The organism is Streptomyces sp. NPDC093544 (assembly GCF_040683495.1).
In the GTDB taxonomy this organism is placed as follows: Bacteria; Actinomycetota; Actinomycetes; order Streptomycetales; family Streptomycetaceae; genus Streptomyces.
The window spans coordinates 340,091-358,086 of the sequence record NZ_JBFBEA010000001.1; the positions used below are offsets into that span (position 1 = coordinate 340,091).

General features: G+C 69.7%; 12 protein-coding genes. 5 read left to right on the forward strand and 7 right to left on the reverse strand.

The genetic code is table 11. From position 1 onward, the window contains the following. Window positions 1-93 precede the first annotated feature (93 nt). Both AB0N66_RS01375 and AB0N66_RS01380 read left to right on the forward strand, forming a co-directional pair. Window positions 94-1,797: a PHP domain-containing protein gene (locus AB0N66_RS01375; protein WP_365426767.1), complete on the forward strand. Its 1,704-nt coding sequence runs from the start codon at window positions 94-96 to the stop codon at window positions 1,795-1,797. Next, entirely contained in the window at window positions 1,794-2,306 is a 513-nt protein-coding gene (locus AB0N66_RS01380; protein WP_365426770.1) for a hypothetical protein, read from the forward strand. Before AB0N66_RS01375 ends, AB0N66_RS01380 begins: the two co-directional genes overlap by 4 nt. A gap of 77 nt (window positions 2,307-2,383) precedes the next feature. Here AB0N66_RS01380 and AB0N66_RS01385 read toward each other — a convergent pair whose 3' ends face one another. The 3 genes from AB0N66_RS01385 to AB0N66_RS01395 all read right to left on the reverse strand — a co-directional run bounded on the left by AB0N66_RS01385 (window position 2,384) and on the right by AB0N66_RS01395 (window position 8,059). After that, a complete protein-coding gene (locus tag AB0N66_RS01385; RefSeq protein ID WP_365426773.1) occupies window positions 2,384-5,260 on the reverse strand; it encodes a glycoside hydrolase family 2 TIM barrel-domain containing protein in 2,877 nt (958 codons plus the stop codon). A gap of 132 nt (window positions 5,261-5,392) precedes the next feature. Beyond that, window positions 5,393-6,703: an ROK family transcriptional regulator gene (locus AB0N66_RS01390; RefSeq protein ID WP_365426775.1), complete on the reverse strand. Its 1,311-nt coding sequence runs from the start codon at window positions 6,701-6,703 to the stop codon at window positions 5,393-5,395. Between the two features lie 105 nt (window positions 6,704-6,808). Continuing rightward, window positions 6,809-8,059 (reverse strand): FAD-binding protein, encoded by a 1,251-nt coding sequence (locus AB0N66_RS01395; protein ID WP_365426778.1) that lies wholly within the window; start codon window positions 8,057-8,059, stop codon window positions 6,809-6,811. 333 nt (window positions 8,060-8,392) lie between these two features. Between AB0N66_RS01395 and AB0N66_RS01400 the strand changes: the two genes are divergently transcribed. From AB0N66_RS01400 to AB0N66_RS01410, 3 genes are all read left to right on the forward strand, one after another. Next, window positions 8,393-9,250: an RNA-guided endonuclease TnpB family protein gene (locus tag AB0N66_RS01400; protein ID WP_365426781.1), complete on the forward strand. Its 858-nt coding sequence runs from the start codon at window positions 8,393-8,395 to the stop codon at window positions 9,248-9,250. A gap of 120 nt (window positions 9,251-9,370) precedes the next feature. Continuing rightward, window positions 9,371-10,705, forward strand: a complete 1,335-nt coding sequence (locus AB0N66_RS01405; protein ID WP_365426784.1) for a radical SAM protein — start codon at window positions 9,371-9,373, stop codon at window positions 10,703-10,705. Window positions 10,706-11,055: 350 nt separating this feature from the next. After that, a complete protein-coding gene (locus AB0N66_RS01410) occupies window positions 11,056-12,549 on the forward strand; it encodes a cellulose binding domain-containing protein (protein ID WP_365426787.1) in 1,494 nt (497 codons plus the stop codon). A gap of 23 nt (window positions 12,550-12,572) precedes the next feature. Here the strand turns inward: AB0N66_RS01410 and AB0N66_RS01415 are convergent, their stop codons facing one another. The 4 genes from AB0N66_RS01415 to AB0N66_RS01430 form a co-directional block, all read right to left on the reverse strand. Continuing rightward, window positions 12,573-13,739: an argininosuccinate synthase-related protein gene (locus AB0N66_RS01415; protein ID WP_365427289.1), complete on the reverse strand. Its 1,167-nt coding sequence runs from the start codon at window positions 13,737-13,739 to the stop codon at window positions 12,573-12,575. 116 nt (window positions 13,740-13,855) lie between these two features. Beyond that, on the reverse strand, window positions 13,856-15,766 hold the full coding sequence (locus AB0N66_RS01420) for an amino acid adenylation domain-containing protein (RefSeq protein ID WP_365426790.1): 1,911 nt from the start codon (window positions 15,764-15,766) through the stop codon (window positions 13,856-13,858). A gap of 11 nt (window positions 15,767-15,777) precedes the next feature. After that, on the reverse strand, window positions 15,778-16,641 hold the full coding sequence (locus AB0N66_RS01425) for a thioesterase domain-containing protein (protein ID WP_365426793.1): 864 nt from the start codon (window positions 16,639-16,641) through the stop codon (window positions 15,778-15,780). 33 nt (window positions 16,642-16,674) lie between these two features. Beyond that, complete coding sequence (locus AB0N66_RS01430; protein ID WP_365427291.1) at window positions 16,675-17,994, reverse strand: M18 family aminopeptidase; 1,320 nt, start codon at window positions 17,992-17,994, stop codon at window positions 16,675-16,677. Between the last annotated feature and the right edge of the window lie 2 nt (window positions 17,995-17,996).

Below are 17,996 nucleotides of genomic sequence, written 5' to 3' on the forward strand. Positions count from 1 at the left end.
GCGCTCACCCGGTAGCCGTTCAACGTTCATGTTTCACATCGAGTCTCCATCTCGCGCCCCCGTATATGCGGGCGTCGAACTCAGGAGGCAGACATGGGGCACGGACACGCTCACGGGCACGGTCATCACCACCACACCCACGATCACGAAGGCACGGCGCTGCCCGCCGCCTTCGACACCTCCGTGCCCGACAAGGCGCTGAGCCCCGACCAGCAGTCGCGCCGCACGATGCTGCGCCGCGCGGGTCTGCTGGGCGCGGGCCTGGCGGCGAGCGGCGTGCTGGCTCAGGGAGCGGCGGCGGCCCCCGCGTACGCCTCCGAAAGCCGTCGGAGAGCCAACGGGTTCCTCTGGCTGGCCGGTGACCACCACATTCACACGCAGTACAGCAGCGACGGCAAGTACCGCGTCTCCGACCAGGTCCGCCAGGGTGCCAAGCACGGCATGGACTGGCTGGTCATCACCGACCACGGCAGCGTGACGCACGCCAAGATCGGTGTCGAGAAGGTCAACCCGGACATCAAGGAGGCGCGGGAGAAGTACGAGGACACCCTCGTCTTCCAGGGCCTGGAGTGGAACATCCCCGGCGCCGAGCACGGCACGGTCTTCGTGCACCCCGGCGCCAACGAGGTCAGCGTCCTCAAGGCGTTCGAGACCGATTACGACGGCAGCGTGAAGAACGCGAGCGGTTCGTCGCCCGCGAACGAGGCGCTCGCCGTCGCGGGTCTCGCCTTCCTCTCCGAGCAGGTGCAGCGGCGCAAGGTCAAGGACGCGCTGATGCTCGCCAACCACCCGGCGCGACGCGGTGTCGACTCGCCCCACGAGATCCGCAACTGGCGCGACGCGACGCCCGGCGGCAAGCAGATCGCCATCGGCTTCGAGGGTGCGCCAGGTCACCAGGCCGCCGGTATCGCCGCGCCGACCGGCATGGGACGCGCCCGCGGTATCTACGACAACAATCCGAGCGCCGACTCCTTCGCGGGCTACCCGCTGGAGAGCTACCGCACCTGGGGCGGCTTCGACTGGATGACGGCCACCGTCGGCGGCCTGTGGGACAGCCTCCTCGCCGAGGGCAAGGCCTGGTGGATCACCGCCAACTCCGACTCCCACCAGGTGTACACGGACACCGCCAAGCGCGGCGGCCCGGACACCGACTTCGACCTCAACGGCAGGCACACCGACCCGGTGTACGCCGGCAAGGTCGATCTCACCCAGGGCGACTACTGGCCCGGCCAGTACAGCCGCACGCACGTCGGTTCCGACGGCTTCTCGTACGCCGCAGTGATGGACGGCATCCGGGCCGGCCGTATCTGGGTCGACCACGGGCAGCTCATCAGCGGCCTCGACGCGCGGCTCTCCGGCAGCGGCAAGTGGGCGACGCTCGGCGGCGCGCTGCACGTCAAGAAGGGCACGAAGGTGACCCTGACGGTCGACATCGCGCTCGCCGACGTCCCCAACTGGACAGGGTTCGTGCCGAAGTTGGCTCGCGTGGACGTCATCCAGGGCGATGTCACGGGCGCGGCCACGGACAAGGACACCTTCAGCGCGCCGACGGCGAAGGTCGTCCAGTCGTACGAGGTGGACAAGTCGACCGGCACGGTCCGGCTGACGTACTCCCTCGGCAAGGTCGACCGCCCGCTGTACGTCCGCCTCCGCGGCTCGGACGGCAAGCGCTCCGCAACGGGCATCAACGGCGCGGCGGTCGACCCCAACGGCCCCGCCCTCGACGTCGTCGGCGACGCCGACCCGTGGGTCGACCTGTGGTTCTACTCCAACCCGGTGTGGGTCCTCCCGTCGTGAACCAGCCGTACGTCATCGGGGTGGACACTGTTGTGTCGGCCCTGCTCGAAGCCGATCACCTGCTCCAGACGCTGGCCGCCGAACTCGCCCTCCCCGAGGATTCGTTCGGCTGCACGCACCTGGTGCGCGGTGATCGGCCGCGGGTCGCGCTGTCCTTCGCGGTCCCCTCGGGCGCGGCGCTGAGCGTTGTCCGCGAGGGGCTGATCGCCAAGGGGTACGAGGTGTCGCCCGAGGCGCCGGACGCGGTGGGCCGCGCGGTGCTGTACCCGGGTGTCGCGCAGCTCACCGGCACGGTGACGGTCGCCGAGCTGCTGGCCGGCTCCGCGATCGACCGCGTCACCGTACTCGGTACCGGAGCACCCTCGCCGGACCAGCCGCTGGTCACCCGTGATCACGTACGCCCGGAGTGGCGCGACGGAGCACTGGTGCTCACGGCGATGCCGGCGGCGGGCGGCACGCTGGTCCCCTTCGAGGTGCCGGATCCGACGCCCTGCTGTGCGGATCACTGAGGCGCGCGGCGGCGGCCCCCAGTAGCGGGGAGGCCACTGCCGACAGCGCCCTGTTGCTTGGGTTGTACGTCGGTGTATCAGTCGTGAATCTCCGAGAAGACGAACGAGAACTCCGCTGGAGCGACCCGCAGTTGGTACTGCGGAAGCGCGGCGGGCCCGCACGACTGTGAGCCGATGCCCTGCTGGCCGTGATCGAGGTTCACCCAGACCGTGTCGCCCGGCTCCAGGTCCGTCAGATGGTCGGCGGCGTCGAGCTGCTCCGTCGTCCAGCGGCGGGCCGTGAACCAGAAGGACGGATCGCCTTCCATACGCAGTCCACCGATTTCCGCCCAACGGACGTCGGCCCGCGCGCCGTTCTCCTGCGGACGGACGTACGGCGTCTGCAACTCGTCCACCGACGACTCCCAACGCACTACCATCGAAGCCGACTTGGTGTCCGGATACCCCTCACCGGGGCCGCCGCCGAACCACTTCACGCGGTCCGCCGACGCGGGCAGCCCGAGCCGGATCCCGAGCCGTGGCAACGGCAGCGTCCAGTCGCCCTCGGGAGCCACAGACACGGTCAGCCGCAGCCGCGTCCCGTCCGACGTCCACCGGTACACCGTGCGCAGGCCCACTTCCCGGGCCGCGGGCGCCACCCGGGATCGTACGGTCAAGGCGTCGTCGCCCAACTCCACCGCGTCCAGCCGGTGTTGCATCCGGTGCAGCCCCAGCTTGCGCCAGAGCAGGCCGTAGCGCTCGTCCGGCTGCCAGGCCGCGCCGTCGTCGTTGTCGGTCGGGGCGCGCCACACGTCCAGGCGCAGTCCGGTGACATCGACCCTGCCGATCGTCTTCAGCACGCCGGTACGGGCATCGAAGGCGGCAGGGCCGAGGGTGATCTGCCGTACGCCGAGAACGGGCCCGGCGGACTGGGAGACCAGGTCCAACGCCTTCTCGCTGACCGGAAGTTGAGCCCAGGCGACCTGATGTCCCCGCGGACCCCAGGCCGTGTCCGCCGCGAGCACCGCCCGTACCGTCCACCCCGTCTCGGCCCCCCGCCCGTCGGCGGGCGGCGTCGGCAGCTTCACTTCGGCGGACTCGCCCGGAGCGAGCGGGGGTACGGACAGCGCGCCCGTCTCCACCGTGTCCCCGTCCACCTGGAACGACCACTCGAAGGTGAGCGCCGAGAGGTCCGCGAAGTCGTACGCGTTGGTGACGCGGACCGTGCCGTCCACCCCGTCGCCCTCGATACGGACCGGCTCGATCACCTTCTTGTACTCGATGAGGCCGGGTGAGGGAGTCCGGTCAGGGAACAGCAGCCCGTCGCAGACGAAGTTCCCGTCGTGCAGCTCCTCCCCGAAGTCCCCGCCGTACGCGAAGCCGTACCGCTCGTCCTTGATGCCGTGGTCGATCCACTCCCAGATGAAGCCGCCCTGGAGACGGTCGTACGACTCGAACAGCCGTTGGTAGTCGGCGAGTCCACCGGGGCCGTTGCCCATGGCGTGCCCGTACTCGCAGAGGATGAAGGGGAGTTGGCGCCGCTTGTGCGCGCCGCCGTCCTGGCCGCGGCCGATCCGCTCGACCTCCACGTGCTTGAGGTACATCCGTGAGTACATGTCCGTGTCACGGCAGTTGAAGTCACCCTCGTAGTGGATGAGCCGTGAGCCGTCCCGGTCGCGGATCCACTCGGACATGGCGGTGAGGCCGCGCCCGGTGCCGGCCTCGTTGCCGAGGGACCAGATGATGACCGACGGGTGGTTCTTGTCGCGCTCGACCATGCGCGAGGCGCGGTCCAGCAGGGCCGGTGTCCAGCGGTCGTCGTTCACCGGGTTGTCGCGCCACCCCTGCTCGGTGAAACCGTGGGTCTCCAGGTCGCACTCGTCGATGACCCAGAGGCCGTACTCGTCGCACAGATCGAGGAAGGCGGGGTGGGGCGGGTAGTGCGAGGCGCGGACGGCGTTGATGTTGTGCCGCTTCATGAGCAGCACGTCCTGCCTCATTGTCTCCAGGTCCAGCGCGCGACCCCTCGTAGGGTGCCACTCGTGCCGGTTGACGCCCTTGAAGAGGATCGCCCGGCCGTTGACCTTGATGAGGCCGTCTTCGAGCACCACCGTGCGGAAGCCGATCCGGAGCGGTACGCGCTCGCCGTCCGTCGTCAGCACCCCGTCGTAGAGGCGTGGCGTCTCGGCCGTCCACGCCTGGACCGGCACGGTCACGGACTCGCCGGTCGCGACATCGATGTCCAGGGCGGGGACGGTGACCCGGCCGTCGACATCGGAGTCGACACGCAACGACCCCTCGCCGGACCGGTGGTCGTAGGAGGCGTGCACGAAGAAGTCGAGCACGCCGCCCGTCGGACGGTGCAGCAGCGTGACGTCCCGGAAGATGCCCGGCAGCCACCACTGGTCCTGGTCCTCCAGATACGAGCCCGCCGACCACTGGTGGACCCGTACCGCCAGCACATTGCCGCTCGGCTTCAGCAGGTGTCCGACCGCGAACTCGTGCGGCAGCCGGGAGCCCTTGAACTCGCCGATGTCCGTGCCGTTCAGCCAGACCCGGGCGCAGGACTCGACGCCGTCGAAACGGAGCACCGAGCCGCCGTCACCGGGCCACTCGCCAGGCAGGTCGAAGACCCGCAGATGGTCGCCGGTCGGGTTCCCGGTGGGCACCCTCGGCGGGTCGACCGGGAAGGGATACAGGTGGTTGGTGTAGATCGGCGCGCCGAAAGCGCCGTTGCCCTGGAGGACCCAGTGGCCGGGGACCGACACCTCAGCCCAGTCTCCGGCGTCGTACCCCTCCGCCGCGAAGGAGTCGTCCTCGGCGTCGGCGGTGGGGGAGAGGCGGAAGCGCCAACTGCCGTTGAGGGAGAGGGAATCGGCGTCCGAAGTCGCGTACCACGCACGTGGCGGGAGCGCCCCGCTACCGGGCGAGACGTCTTCGACGTAGTCGACGTAGGCAGTGGTCCGGAAAGACATCGGTCTCCAGATGCAACAGGAAAAACTGAACAGGAAAAACTGAACAGGAAATACTGCCGGAACAGGAAAACAGGGAAAGCAGGGAAAGCAGGGAAAACAGGTGAAACCACTGGAAACCTAACCGAACCGAAGTCAGGATGGCGGCGTTGTGCGACTACTCCTTGTGGGGATGTTGCGACGCGGGGCGGTCCTGCCGCCCGTGGGCTGGTGGTCCCCGGTCTTTGGACTGCCGGTCTTTGGGCCGCCGGTCTGCTGGCCCGCCGTGGACAGGGCGCCTTCCAGGGCGAAGGTCGCGGCGCCCAGGCAGACCGGATCGGTCGGAATGGGGGAGAGGACGATGTCGGTGGCGGCGAACGGCCGCGGCAGAGCGTGCCGGGCGACGGCCTCGCGGACCTCCTTGAGCAGCGGTTCGCCGAGCGCCGCCGCGACCCAGCTACTGAGCACGACCACCTCGGGGTTGAGCAGGTTCACCAGGTCGGAGATCCCGGCACCGAGGTAACGGGCGGTGTCGCGCACGACCTTGAGCGCCACCGGATCCTGCACGGCGACGCCACCGGCGAGTGCCTCGATCGTGGCGGTCTGGTCCTCGGGGTGCAGCAGCGCGCTGCCCGGGCTCAACTCCCGCAGGTTGAGCATGATTCCGGGCGCCCCGACATACGTCTCCACGCACCCGTGGTTCCCGCAGTGGCACAGCCGCCCGTCCAGGACCAGCGTCGTATGGCCCCATTCGCCGGCACTGTTGCTGACCCCGCGGTGCAGCCCGCCGCCGAGCACTAGCCCGGCGCCGACCCCCGTGCCGAGATTGACGACCACGGCGTCCCCGTGCCCGCGGGCCGCACCGAACCACAGCTCGGCGACCGCGCAGGCGCGCAGCGGATTGTCCAGGTGCAGCGGATACGCGATGTGCTCGGCGAGCAGGTCGAGCAGCGGCACATCGTGCCAGTCCCAGTTCGGCGCGTACTCCGAGACCCCGCCTTCGCGGTCGACCTGGCCCGGCACACTCACGCCGCCCCCCAGGACGCGCGCGTCCTCGATCCCGGCCCGCGAGACCACCGAGCCGACGGCCGCCGCGACATGCCCGACGACCTGCTCCCGGCGGCTCTCGCCGGGCCGCATGTCCTCGGCGGCGCGGGCGAGGACGTTCAGCGCGAGGTCGAACAGCTCCACCCGTACGTACGTCTCCGCGATGTCGACGCCGATCAGCGCGCCCCCCGACGCGTTCACGGCCACGAGCCCGCGCGGGCGGCCACCCGCGGAGTCCTCGAACCCGACCTCGGTCAGCATTCCCAGTTCGAGCAGCTCACCGACGAGCGTGGCGACCGTGGCCAGGCTGAGCCCGGTGGTCGCCGCCAACTCCTGGCGGGAGGTGGGAGATCGGGCGATGATCTGGCGCAGCACTTCATAGCGGTTCGCGGTACGGATGTCCCGGGACGTGCGCCTCACAGATCGTGCCCCCTCGATCTCTTCGGTCCCAGGCCGCGGCGCGGCTGCCAAGGCTGCCACGACCGCCCGCAAGGCTATGGCCTGGGACGGACTTTCGACAAGGGGTTAGGAAAGGGGGTGGAGAAAGTCCCCCACGAAGGCGTTGGTGAACTTGCCGGCGGGGTCGAGTGCCTGGGCCAGCGCCCTGAACTCGCCCACCCGCGCGTACCGTTCGCGCAGCACCGCCGACGGCACGGTGAACACCTTGCCCCAGTGCGGTCGGGCGTCAAAGGGGTCGAGCGCCTCCTCGACCCGCCGCACCACCGGCAGTACGGCCGCGGTGTCCTCGACCCAGGTGAAGTGCAGGGCGACGGAGTCCCGCCCGTACGCCGGGCTCAGCCACTGGCGGTCCGCGGCGACGGTCCGCACCTCACAGACCTGGAGCACCGGCGCGATCGCCTCGCGGATCGCGTCGAGCGCGTGCAGCGCGGCCAGGGCGTCAAGCCGCGGCAGCAGATACTCGGACTGGAGCTCGGCCCCGCTGCTCGGGGTGAACTCGGCCCGGAAATGGGGGAGTCGCTCGTGCCAGGGGCCGGGGACGCCGAACTGCTGGGTGCAGTTGCGCGCGGGCATGCTGGGCACCGGGTGCATCGCCCTGGTGGCGGGCGCGGCCCACGGGAACTCGGGCGGCGCCTGGTCGGTCCGCCGCTTGAGCCATACGTGCCGGAACCCCGGCAGCCCCCAGTCGGTGAAGAGACTCACGCTGTACGCCGACGCGGCCACCGTCTCGAAGTCCAGCCCCGTCAACGGGAGTTCGGTGAAAACGTGCTGACTCACCCGGTAGTCCGGCTCCAGGTCGAGGGTGAGGGCGGTGACGACACCGAGCGCGCCCAGCGAGGTCACGGCGCCGTCGAAGCGTGCGTCGCCCCGGCCGATCGTCACCGTGGAGCCGTCCGCCGTGACCAGCTCGACCTCGCGTACAGCGGCGGCCAGCGAACCGTTCGTGACCCCGGAGCCGTGCGTGCCGGTCGCCACGGAACCCGCCACGGAGATGTGTGGAAGGGACGCCATGTTGTGCAGCGCGAGCCCGTGCTCGTGCACTCGGCGGGCGAGTTCGGCGTAACGGACGCCGCCCGCGACCCGTACCGTACGGGCCGTCGTGTCGACGTCCACCGCCGGAGGCAGCGCGGTCAGCGAGAGCAGTACGCCGTCGTCGCCCGGCTCGGCGATCTCATTGAAGGAGTGCCCGCTGCCCAGCACGCGCACCTTCGCGCTGTCCGCCACCAGCGTCGCCAGCGCGTCGGGCGACTGCGGCCGGTGCAGCTCCTTCGCGGTGTACGTGATGTTGCCGGCCCAGTTGGTCAGGGTCTCTGTCATCCCTGTCGTCCCTCCCCGGGAAGTCGCCGTCCACGGCCGGTGTGCTGGCCCCCGAGGAAACTACCTCGCCCGGGCGCCGCACCTCATGGCGCGTCCGGTGCCTCGGCGGAGTGTCCATTGGCCCTCTCGCTTGGCGCCGCCTACGGTCGAGCCCGGTTGCTGCCCGTCGCTGTCCATGAAGTCGCCGAGCCGGAAGGTCGCCGCCTTACCCGAGCGTCCGTTGGCCTTGTTCGCCATGACCGCCGAGAACGTGCCGCGGATCTTCCCTCCGGAGGTACTGGCCCGTCTGCGTGACTCCGTGGAAATCGAACCCGCTCTCGTGGCCGCTGGTTCGTGTCACTCCAGGTCGAGGTGAAGCACCAGCTGGTGAAGGTCGCCCGTCCGGACACAGCGGTTGGCGTCGACCTCGGCATCAAGACCCTCGCCGTTTACGCGGACAGCGACGGTGTGCTCGGTGAGGAACCCAACCCGCGCCACCTCGACCGCGCGCAGAAAAAGCTACGCTGCGCCAGCCGGATCGTCTCCCGCCGCCAAGGCCCTGACCGGCGTACCGGTCAGCAGGCGTCGAAGCGCTGGGAGAAGGCCAACCATGCTCGGAACAAGGTGCATCACCGGGTTGCGAACCTCCGTGAGGACACTCTCCACAAGATGACGACCCGCCTCGCCTCCGAGTACGGCACAGTCGTCGTCGAAGACCTCAACATTGCCGCAATGGGCCGCAACCGGCGACTGTCCCGCCGGATCGCGGATGCCGCGTTCGGTGAGATCCGACGCCAGCTCACCTACAAGACCCGCCGGCATGGCACCCGCCTTGTCGTCGCCGACCGCTGGTTCCCTTCGTCGAAGACCTGCTCCCGCTGCGGTGTGGTGAAAGCCAAGCTGCCCCTCAGCGTGCGTGTCTTCGAGTGCGACAACTGCGGTCTCGTCCTGGACCGTGACGCGAACGCCGGACACAACCTGGCCGCTTTCGCGGCCCGCACGACAGGTACCGGAGTGGCCGGAGACCTGGACAACGCCGTCGAGGCGGAGTCGAAGCCCCGTGGAGCCAACCGCAAGACCCGCACCACCCGCCCGCGCCGCAAGGCCGGGACGGGGCGGGCAGGTGGCGCAACCCTCCCCCGTCCCAGGGCGGGAGAGAAGGAAGCGGGAGACCGTCATCAGGACACCGGCGCGCGACTCGCGTTCTGGTGACACCGTTACGGACCATTCCAGCGGAGACGCCGGGATTGCTGAGATCGCTTGCCGATCAAAGCAACGTATACCGTGAGGAGTCGAGCACAGAGCTCGAACACGGGGAGCGAGGAGATCGGAATGGGCGGCAGCCGCACCGCGCTGGTCGAGGATCTGATGGAACGGTTCCCGCACGTGCCACGGGAAGCCGTCTTCAAGGAGGACCTGCTCCGGGGAGGCCTGGCCTTCGACCCGTCGGCTCTCTCCGACAACGAGGGCGGTGACGTCAAGCCGAAGTCGTACTTCATCTTCTCCTTCGACCACGGCACCCTGCCCGAGCTGGGCGAGGCCGCGCTCAGGCGCCCGCCCGAGGAGATCATCCTCACCGGTGGCCCGTACGACCTGCGCCGGACCGTCGTGTCCGTGCGCGTGAACCCGTCCTCGCCGTACCGCGTGGCCGCCGACGAGGACGGCGTGCTCGGGCTCTACCTCGACGGGAAGCGGATCTCCGACGTCGGCGTGCCGCCGATGCCCGAGTACTACAAGCACAAGCTCTCCAACGGGAAGTCCGTGATGGAGGTGGCCCCGACCATTCAGTGGGGCTACCTGATCTACCTCACCGTCTTCCGCGTCTGCCAGTACTTCGGCGCCAAGGAGGAGTGCCAGTACTGCGACATCAACCACAACTGGCGCCAGCACAAGGCGGCGGGGCGGCCGTACACCGGCGTGAAGGACGTCGACGAGGTCCTCGAAGCGCTGGAGATCATCGACCGGTACGACACCGCGAAGGTGTCCACCGCCTACACGCTCACCGGCGGCGCGATCACCTCCAAACTCCAGGGCCGTGACGAGGCCGACTTCTACGGTATGTACGCCAAGGCCATCGAGGAGCACTTCCCGGACCGGTGGATCGGCAAGGTCGTCGCACAGGCGCTGCCGAAGGACGACGTACAGCGGTTCAAGGACTACGGCGTGCAGATCTACCACCCCAACTACGAGGTGTGGGACCAGCGGCTGTTCGAGCTGTACTGCCCGGGCAAGGAGCGTTACGTCGGCCGCGACGAGTGGCACAAGCGCATCCTCGACTCGGCGGAGGTCTTCGGCGCGCGCAATGTCATTCCCAACTTCGTGGCGGGCGTGGAGATGGCCGAGCCCTTCGGCTTCACCACGGTCGACGAGGCCATCGCGTCGACGACGGAGGGGCTGCGCTTCTTCATGTCGCACGGCATCACGCCCCGTTTCACCACCTGGTGCCCGGAGCCGACCACCCCGCTGGGCAAGGCCAACCCGCAGGGCGCGCCGCTCGAGTACCACATCCGGTTGCTGGAGGCCTACCGCGCCACGATGGACGACTTCGGTCTCGCCTCCCCGCCCGGATACGGCCCGCCCGGCCCGGGCAACGCCGTCTTCTCGGTGAGTTCGTTCATGGACAGCCTTCCGGCACGGGAGCCCGTGCCGGAACCGTCCGGCCTGTAGTCACATAGTCGGGTTCGCGCCGTCGCCGGACCGCGGCCGGGGTACGTCCGTCCCCGCCGCGGTCCGGCCGCGTGCGCTCAGGCACGTCACGCACCGGCCTCCGCGCTGAAATATCCGCGCCTCGCCCACGTACAACACTCGGGGACGTTCGCGAGGCCCCCGCATGGTCGAAACCTCGAACGCACAACCGCTTTCCACGTTAATTGAATGTGTGGCTTGTCAGTTGTGTGGGAAGCGTGAAAGGCTCGGGCCCCGCCGTGGAGGCGGTCCCCAACTCCTTTGCACGGCACGCGAGTTGACATTGCATTGCATAACTTGGCAGATGGACGCAGTTGATGCAGGAGCCCCCGATGCCCGACCTGCCGACCCCCCAGGACGCCGCCGAGGCCGCACTGTTCTCGGAGTGCTGGGACGTGGTCCTCTCGTACGCCGATCTGTGTACGTCCGGTTCCGCCGCGGCCACGCAGTTGGCGACGGAGGCGTTCTCGCACGGCATCCGTGAGTCGCGCGCCGGCGGTTCCGGAACGAAGGGTACCGGTCGCAGGACGGCCCGGCTGCCCCGAATTCCCTTGCTGCTGACGTCGGTTCGGACCACGGCCGCTGCCTGGGAGCAGTACGGGCAGGGCCACCGGCTCGACCCCGAACTCCGGCTGTGGCTCAACTCCGAGAAGGCGGCCCGTTATACGGGGCCGCCGCTGCACCGTCCGCTGGCGTTGCGTGGCCTGAGGGACATGCAGGAACCGGACGCGGCACTGCTGTGGCTGGCCGAGGTCGAGGCACTTCCGCTGCCGGCGGTGGCTCGACGGCTCGGCCTCGACCCGGCGGCCGCGGCCGAGGAACTCGCCCAGGTGCGGGCGCTGTTCAGGGACCGTTGCCATCGCAACCACCTCGACACCCCGATGGACGCCAACTGCCGCAGCTACGCCCGGCTCCTCGACGCCGTGACCCGCTCGCCCGGCGCCGAGACACCGGACGATCTCTCACGCCATCTCTCGCGTTGCGTGGAGTGTGCCGAGGCGGCGGCCTGCCTGCGGCTGCACGGCGGCGGGCTGCCCTCGGCGCTCGCGAGCGGGGTGATCGGCTGGGGCGGCCTCGCGTATCTGGAGCGCCGCCGTCGGGCGGCGGACGCGGGCCAGCTGGGCGGACGTCGGCGGGCGGCCGTGGACACGGGCATCGCCGAGAGCAGGATGGCCGTGCCCCGGATCGGCCGGACCGCGCTCCTGGTCACCGCCGTCGTCGTCTCCGCGCTGGCGCTCACGGTCTCGCTGATGCCCTTCGACAGCGCCGCGGGGGGCGGCACCACGACGGCGGGCGGCGAGTCGGGGAACCGGCAGCCCGTGGCGGACCCGGGAACCGTGCTCCCGTCGGCCACCTCCCGCCCATCGGGCTCGTCGGTGTCGCCCGATCCGTCGGAATCGGCTCCCCCCTCCGCTACGACCCCGAAGCCCGATACCGAACCCCAGGGCAAGTCCTCGTCCCCCGCCGGGACCACGCAGAAGGCGGCCGAACCCACGAAGAGCGCGGCGCCGACCTGCGCGGTGCGGTACCAGATCGTCAACGAGTGGCCGGACGGCTTCCAGGCCACCGTCACCGTCACTTCCACCAAGGCCCTCGCCACCTGGCGTGTCTCCTGGACCTTCCAGGACGGCCAGAGCGTCACCCAGATGTGGGACGGCACCTTCCTCCAGCAGGCCTCCCGCGTGACCGCCACCGCCGCCGACTACAACAGGACCGTCGCCGCGGGCGCCGCCTTCACCGTCGGCTTCCTCGGCTCCTGGCAGGGCGCCAACTCGGTCCCGGACGATTTCGCGCTGAACGGCGCGAACTGTACGAGCGAGAGCTGACCCCGCTTGTCACGGGCCGAAATCTAGAGGCCGACCGAACCGTCGGTGCGGATCGACTCCCTTTCCCAGTCCTCGCGGCTGCGCACATAGCGGGGAGAGGCGGCGACGATGGCCTGTGTTTCCGCCGAGCCCGGTCTCAGGCGCCAACGTACGGTTCCCGTCACCCGGGCGGCGCAGGAGTCCACGAACGACTGGCTCGCCTGCCGCAGTTCTCCGAACCAGCGCCCTTCGAGCGCCTCGCGCACCCAGATCTGTTCGATGTGCATCTTCTCCCGGATGGTCTCCGCGTCCAGCGTCGCCGTCTCGAGGTGGCGATAGGTCTTCAGGAGGAGTGCGGCGGCCGGCATCTCGCGGAGTTCGAGCACCTTCTGCCCGCCGGGGAGATGTTCGAGCCCGCTGTAGCGGCCGATTCCATGGGCGCCCACCCGAAGGTTGAGCCGCTCGACCAGGTCGTACAGCGGGAGGTGCGTGCCGTCGACGGAGACGGGCACTCCCTCGGCGAAACCGATCTCGACCGTCTCGTCCGGGACCCCTTCGTCCCGCACGCTCCACCTGTACAGATGCTCCGGAACGGTGTGTTCCTCGGGATCGTCGAGCACCCCGGACTCGAACTCCCGGCACCACAGGTTCGCGTCGATGCTGGCGACCCGTTTGCTCATGTGCGTGAGCCCGATTTCCTCCAGCTCCCTGGCCTTCCGGTCACGGTCCACCGGGTCGAGGTCGTACGGGCTGCCGTAGTGGCCCTGATAGCCGAGAAGTCCCAGCGCCCCGTTGAGCCTGCGCAGGGTGTTCTGCGAACGGTTGGCCGTGTGCAGCACTCCCCAGGCGCCCAGGTCGACCGCGATGTCCATGGCCAGCTTCGCGATGAGGGGCCTGCTGAGTGACGAGCTGACCGGGTGGGTGTCCAGGTAGACGGCCTGCGCGGCGATCGCGGGGCGGACGTACTCGTCGGCGAACCGCTGCCGCCCGTCGACGACATGCAGGCGTACGGAGAGCCGGTCGGTGACGAGCCGCAGGTCGTCCAGGTCCTCACCGGCACCCAGGTCGACGCTCACCGCGTGGATGTCGGTGAATCCGGCCTTCGCCAGCCGGTGGAGGAGGTAGCTGCTGTCCAGGCCGCCGCTGAACAGTGTGACCACGGGACGGCCCCGGTCGAACCGCTCGGGCGTGAGATCGGCGAAGGAACGGATGAGGCCGGGACGCCCGGGGCGGGGGTTGTCTCCGACAGCGTTGTCTCCGACGGGGTTTGATCCGACGGGGTTCGATGCGACAGGTGTTGATCCGGCGGGGTTCGATCCGAAAGGGTTCAACTCGCGGACTCCTGATCCATGTCCGTATCCATGAGGCGCCGCAGTTCGGTGGTGAAACCCGCCACCGTCGGCTCGTGCAGCAGCGCGGCCAGCGGAATGGCGGCTCCCAGCCGATGCCGCAGGGTCTCGACCACGTGGACCACCTTGAAGGAGTCGCCGCCCAGGTCGAAGAAGTCGTCGTCGCGGCCGATGCCGGCGGTCCCGAGCGCCTCGCACCAGACCTCGGACACGACGCTCTCCACGTCCACGTCCACGTCCACGCCCACACCTGCGGTCGCCACGACCGTGCCGTGTGCCGTAGCGGAAGGCACGGGAGTCGCCGCCCGCTTCGCCGACCAGTCTTCGAGCAGCAGCCGGTCCAGCTTGCCGTTGGCCGTCAACGGCAAGCTGTCGACCGTCTCGATGGCCGTCGGCACCATGAAGGGCGGCAGCCAGGTGCGCAGAGTCTGACGTACGACTGTGGGCAGCTCTACGGATTCCGTGCCCTCCTCGGCCACCACATACGCGGCGAGCCGCCTCTCGTACCCCGCTCCGTGGGCGACCACCGCCGCCTGGCGAACTCCTGTGCACCGCACGGCAGTTGCCTCGATCTCCCCGAGCTCGATACGGATGCCCCTGATCTTGACCTGGCCGTCGACGCGGCCCAGGAACTCCAGAGCGCCGTCGGGGTGAGCCCTGACCAGGTCACCGGACCGGTAGAGGCGGCTGTCGGGGCTGACCGCCGGGGCGGTGACGAAGCGTTCCGCTGTGAGCTCGGGCCGGTGCAGATACCCCAGGGCGAGGCCCGCGCCGCCGATGTGGAGTTCGCCCGGTTCGCCGTCGGCCACCGGAGCGCCCGTCTCGTCGAGAATCCACAACTCGGTGTCCTGGATGGCCGAACCGATCAGTACCGTGTCGAGATCGGGGTCACGCGGGCACACCCACGCGGTGCAGTAGACGGTGCACTCACTCGGGCCGTACAGGTTGGTGAGCGAGGCGGTGGAACGCGCGTGGAAACGCTTGACCAGCTCAGGGCTGAGCGACTCCCCGCCGGTGAGCACCTGCCGGATGCCGTCGTAGCGCTCCGCCGGATCGCGGGTCAGCAGGAAGAGTTCGAGCAGCGACACTACGCAGTAGAACGTCGTGATCTGGTGATCGCGGATCAGCGCGGCCAGATAGTCCGCGTCGCGCTGCCGGCCAGGCGCCGCGATGACGACGGTGGCCCCGGCCAGCAGCGGCCAGTACAGCTCGCAGAGATACATGTCGAAGCTGCACACCGTGTGGTGGATCATCCGGTCGTGCTCGTCCATGCGGTGCGTGGACTGTAGGGCCAACAGCCTTGAGACGAGCGCGCGATGACTGATCAGCGAGGCTTTGGGGGTGCCCGTGGAGCCGGACGTGTAGATGACGACCGCGGGGTCCTCGTCCGAGGCGGTCACCGGTGCCCGAGCGGGTGACGGTTGTCGTACGGCGTACTCCTCACCCGGCACCGCTGCTGGAGGGTGCGTCGGCTGTCGTACGGCGTACTCGTCGTCCGTGATCACCACGAAGCCCGGCACCCCGGTGAACCGGGAGCGCAGCCCGGCGCTGGTCATCAGGGCCCGAGGGCCGCAGTCGTCGATCGTGCGGAGGGTCCGCCGCAGTGGGTCGTTCACGTCGATCGCCGCGTGGGCGGCACCCGCGAACACCACGCCCAGCATGGCCACCACGAAATCGACGGACCGCTCGTGGTAGACGACGACGCGGTCCCCGGTCCCCACACCTCGCGCGCGCAGCGCGGCGGCGGCCCGCAGGACCCGGTCCTTCAACTCGCCCATGGTCAGCTCGGTGTCGCCGGACACCAGCGCGGGGAGATCCGCGTCGCCGTCCCACCGTTCCAGCAGGAGGGCATCGATCCGGTGGTGCGGTTCGAATGCGGCAGTCGTCATCCAAGTAGTCCTCACGCGAACTGGTCGAGATTGCCGACAAGGGCGTCCACCAGCAGGGCGGGGTTCTCCGCCAGCAGCATGTGACCGCCCGGTACCCAGGCACTGCGGGTGTTCTCGCTGAACAGGGACCAGTCGGCGGTCCGCTCGTCGGGGCACAGCTGGTCCTCGTCCCCGAACACGGTGAGAAGCGGGCAGGCGAGGAGCGGGTCCGGATCCGACGAGTAGTCCTCGACGGCCCGCATGTCCGCCACGATGCCCGGCAGCACGAGCTGGAGCATCTCCTGGTTGGCGGCGACGGACGCCGGGACGCCGCCGAACTCCTGAAGAATGTCCAGTACTTGGTCACTGTCGTCGGTGTCCCGCAGCAGACGGCGCTCGGGGTCGGGCTTCTCGTTCACCGCCCACTGCGAGACGACCACCAGGCCCGCGACACGATCGCTGTGGCCACGGCCCCCGCCATCACTCAGGAGTTCCCGCACCACCTCAAGGCCGATGACCGCGCCGGAGCACACTCCGACGACGATCAGTGGGGCCGTACCGGAACCGGAACCGGAACCAGGACCGGAACCGGAACCGGAACCAGGACCGGAACCAGGACCGGGACCGGAACCGGGACTAGGACCAGAACCGGAACCGGGCAGGGAACGGACCGTCGCCACGACGTCCGCCACCAGGCCGGGCAGATCCGGGACGCTCTCCCGGATGCGTGACTCCCGGCCCGGCAGCCGGACCGTCGCCACCAGCCACTCGGCCGGAGCGTGCTCCGCGAAGGCCAGACCACTCGCCGCCCCGGCCCCGGCATGCGGAATGATCAGCACGCGCAGTGACGCGTCCTGCGGGGCGGCGCCCCTGAGTACGACGTTTCTCGCGGACACGTGTCGTTTCTCCTCCGGTGTCGTGTCGCTCGGTCAGCCCGCTGTGACGAACTCGGTGAGCGCCCGGGCCAGATGGCCGGGATCCCTGGCGCCGACCAGTTCGCGCGCGGAGTGCATGGACAGGCCTGGCACTCCCACGTCGACCGTCGTCACGCCCAGGCGGGCCGCGGTGATCGGGCCGATCGAAGTGCCGCAGGCCAGCGCGTTGTTGGAGACGAACGGCTGCCACGGCACTCCGGCGCGCTCGCAGGCGGCCACGAAGACGGCGTAGCCGGTGCCGTCGGTGGCGTACCGCTGGTTGACATTGACCTTCACCACGGGGCCGCCGTTGGGCAGTGGGTGGTTGTCCGGGTCGTGCCGCTCGCTGTAGTTGGGGTGCACCGCGTGGGACATGTCGGCCGACACGCAGAACGCGCCCGCCATCGCCCGCGACCAGTCCTCGCCGGTGCCGCCCCGGCCGGCCACCGAGCGGCTCAGCACGCGTTCCAGGAGTGGGCTCTGTGCGCCGGTCTCGGAGCCGCTGCCGCACTCCTCGTGGTCGAAGGCGGCGAGCACCGGAATCCGGGGACCGGCCGAGGGCCCGGTGCCTTGCGCCCAGGCGTCGGCCGCCGCCGTGAGCGCTGTGACGCCCGCGTGCACGGACACCAGGTTGTCCATGCGCGCCGACACCAGGAACTCGCGCTCCGCGCCAAGGTGTCCGGGTGCCTGGATGTCGTGCAGCATCAGGTCCCAGCCGAGGATCTCGGTGGCCTCCAGGTCCGCCGCGTCCGCGACCCTGCGCAGCAGCGCGCCCTGTTCCCGCTCGCCCAGGGACCAGATCGGCTGGGTCTGACGCTGCCGGTCGAGCGAGAGGCCCTCGTTGGCCGAGCGGTCCAGATGGATGGCCAACTGCGGTACGCGGAAGAGCGGTTCGTCGATCTTGACGAGGGCCGAGGTGCCGTCACGCAGGGTGAGCCGCCCCGAGATACCCAGGTCTCGGTCGAGCCAGGTGTTGAGCGGGACCCCTCCATAGATCTCCACGGCGATCTGGCGCCAGCCCGCGGACGCGGTGTCGGGCGTCGGCTTGACCCGGAGGTTGGGGGAGTCGGTGTGCGCTCCGACGATCCTGAAGGGGGTGTGGGCGGGCGCGCCTTCGGGGACGTACCACGCGATCAGGGCACCGGCACGGGTGATGAAGACGCCCCCGCTGTGGCCGCCCCACTCCTCGGTCTCCCGCAACTCCGTGAAGCCCGCCTTCTCCAGGCGGCGCGCGGCCTGGGCCACGGCGTGGTACGGCGAGGAACTGTCCTTGAGGAAGGCGAGCAGGTCCTCGTTGTGGCTGTGATCGGTGGGGGAGGAGATGGGGGTGGAGATGG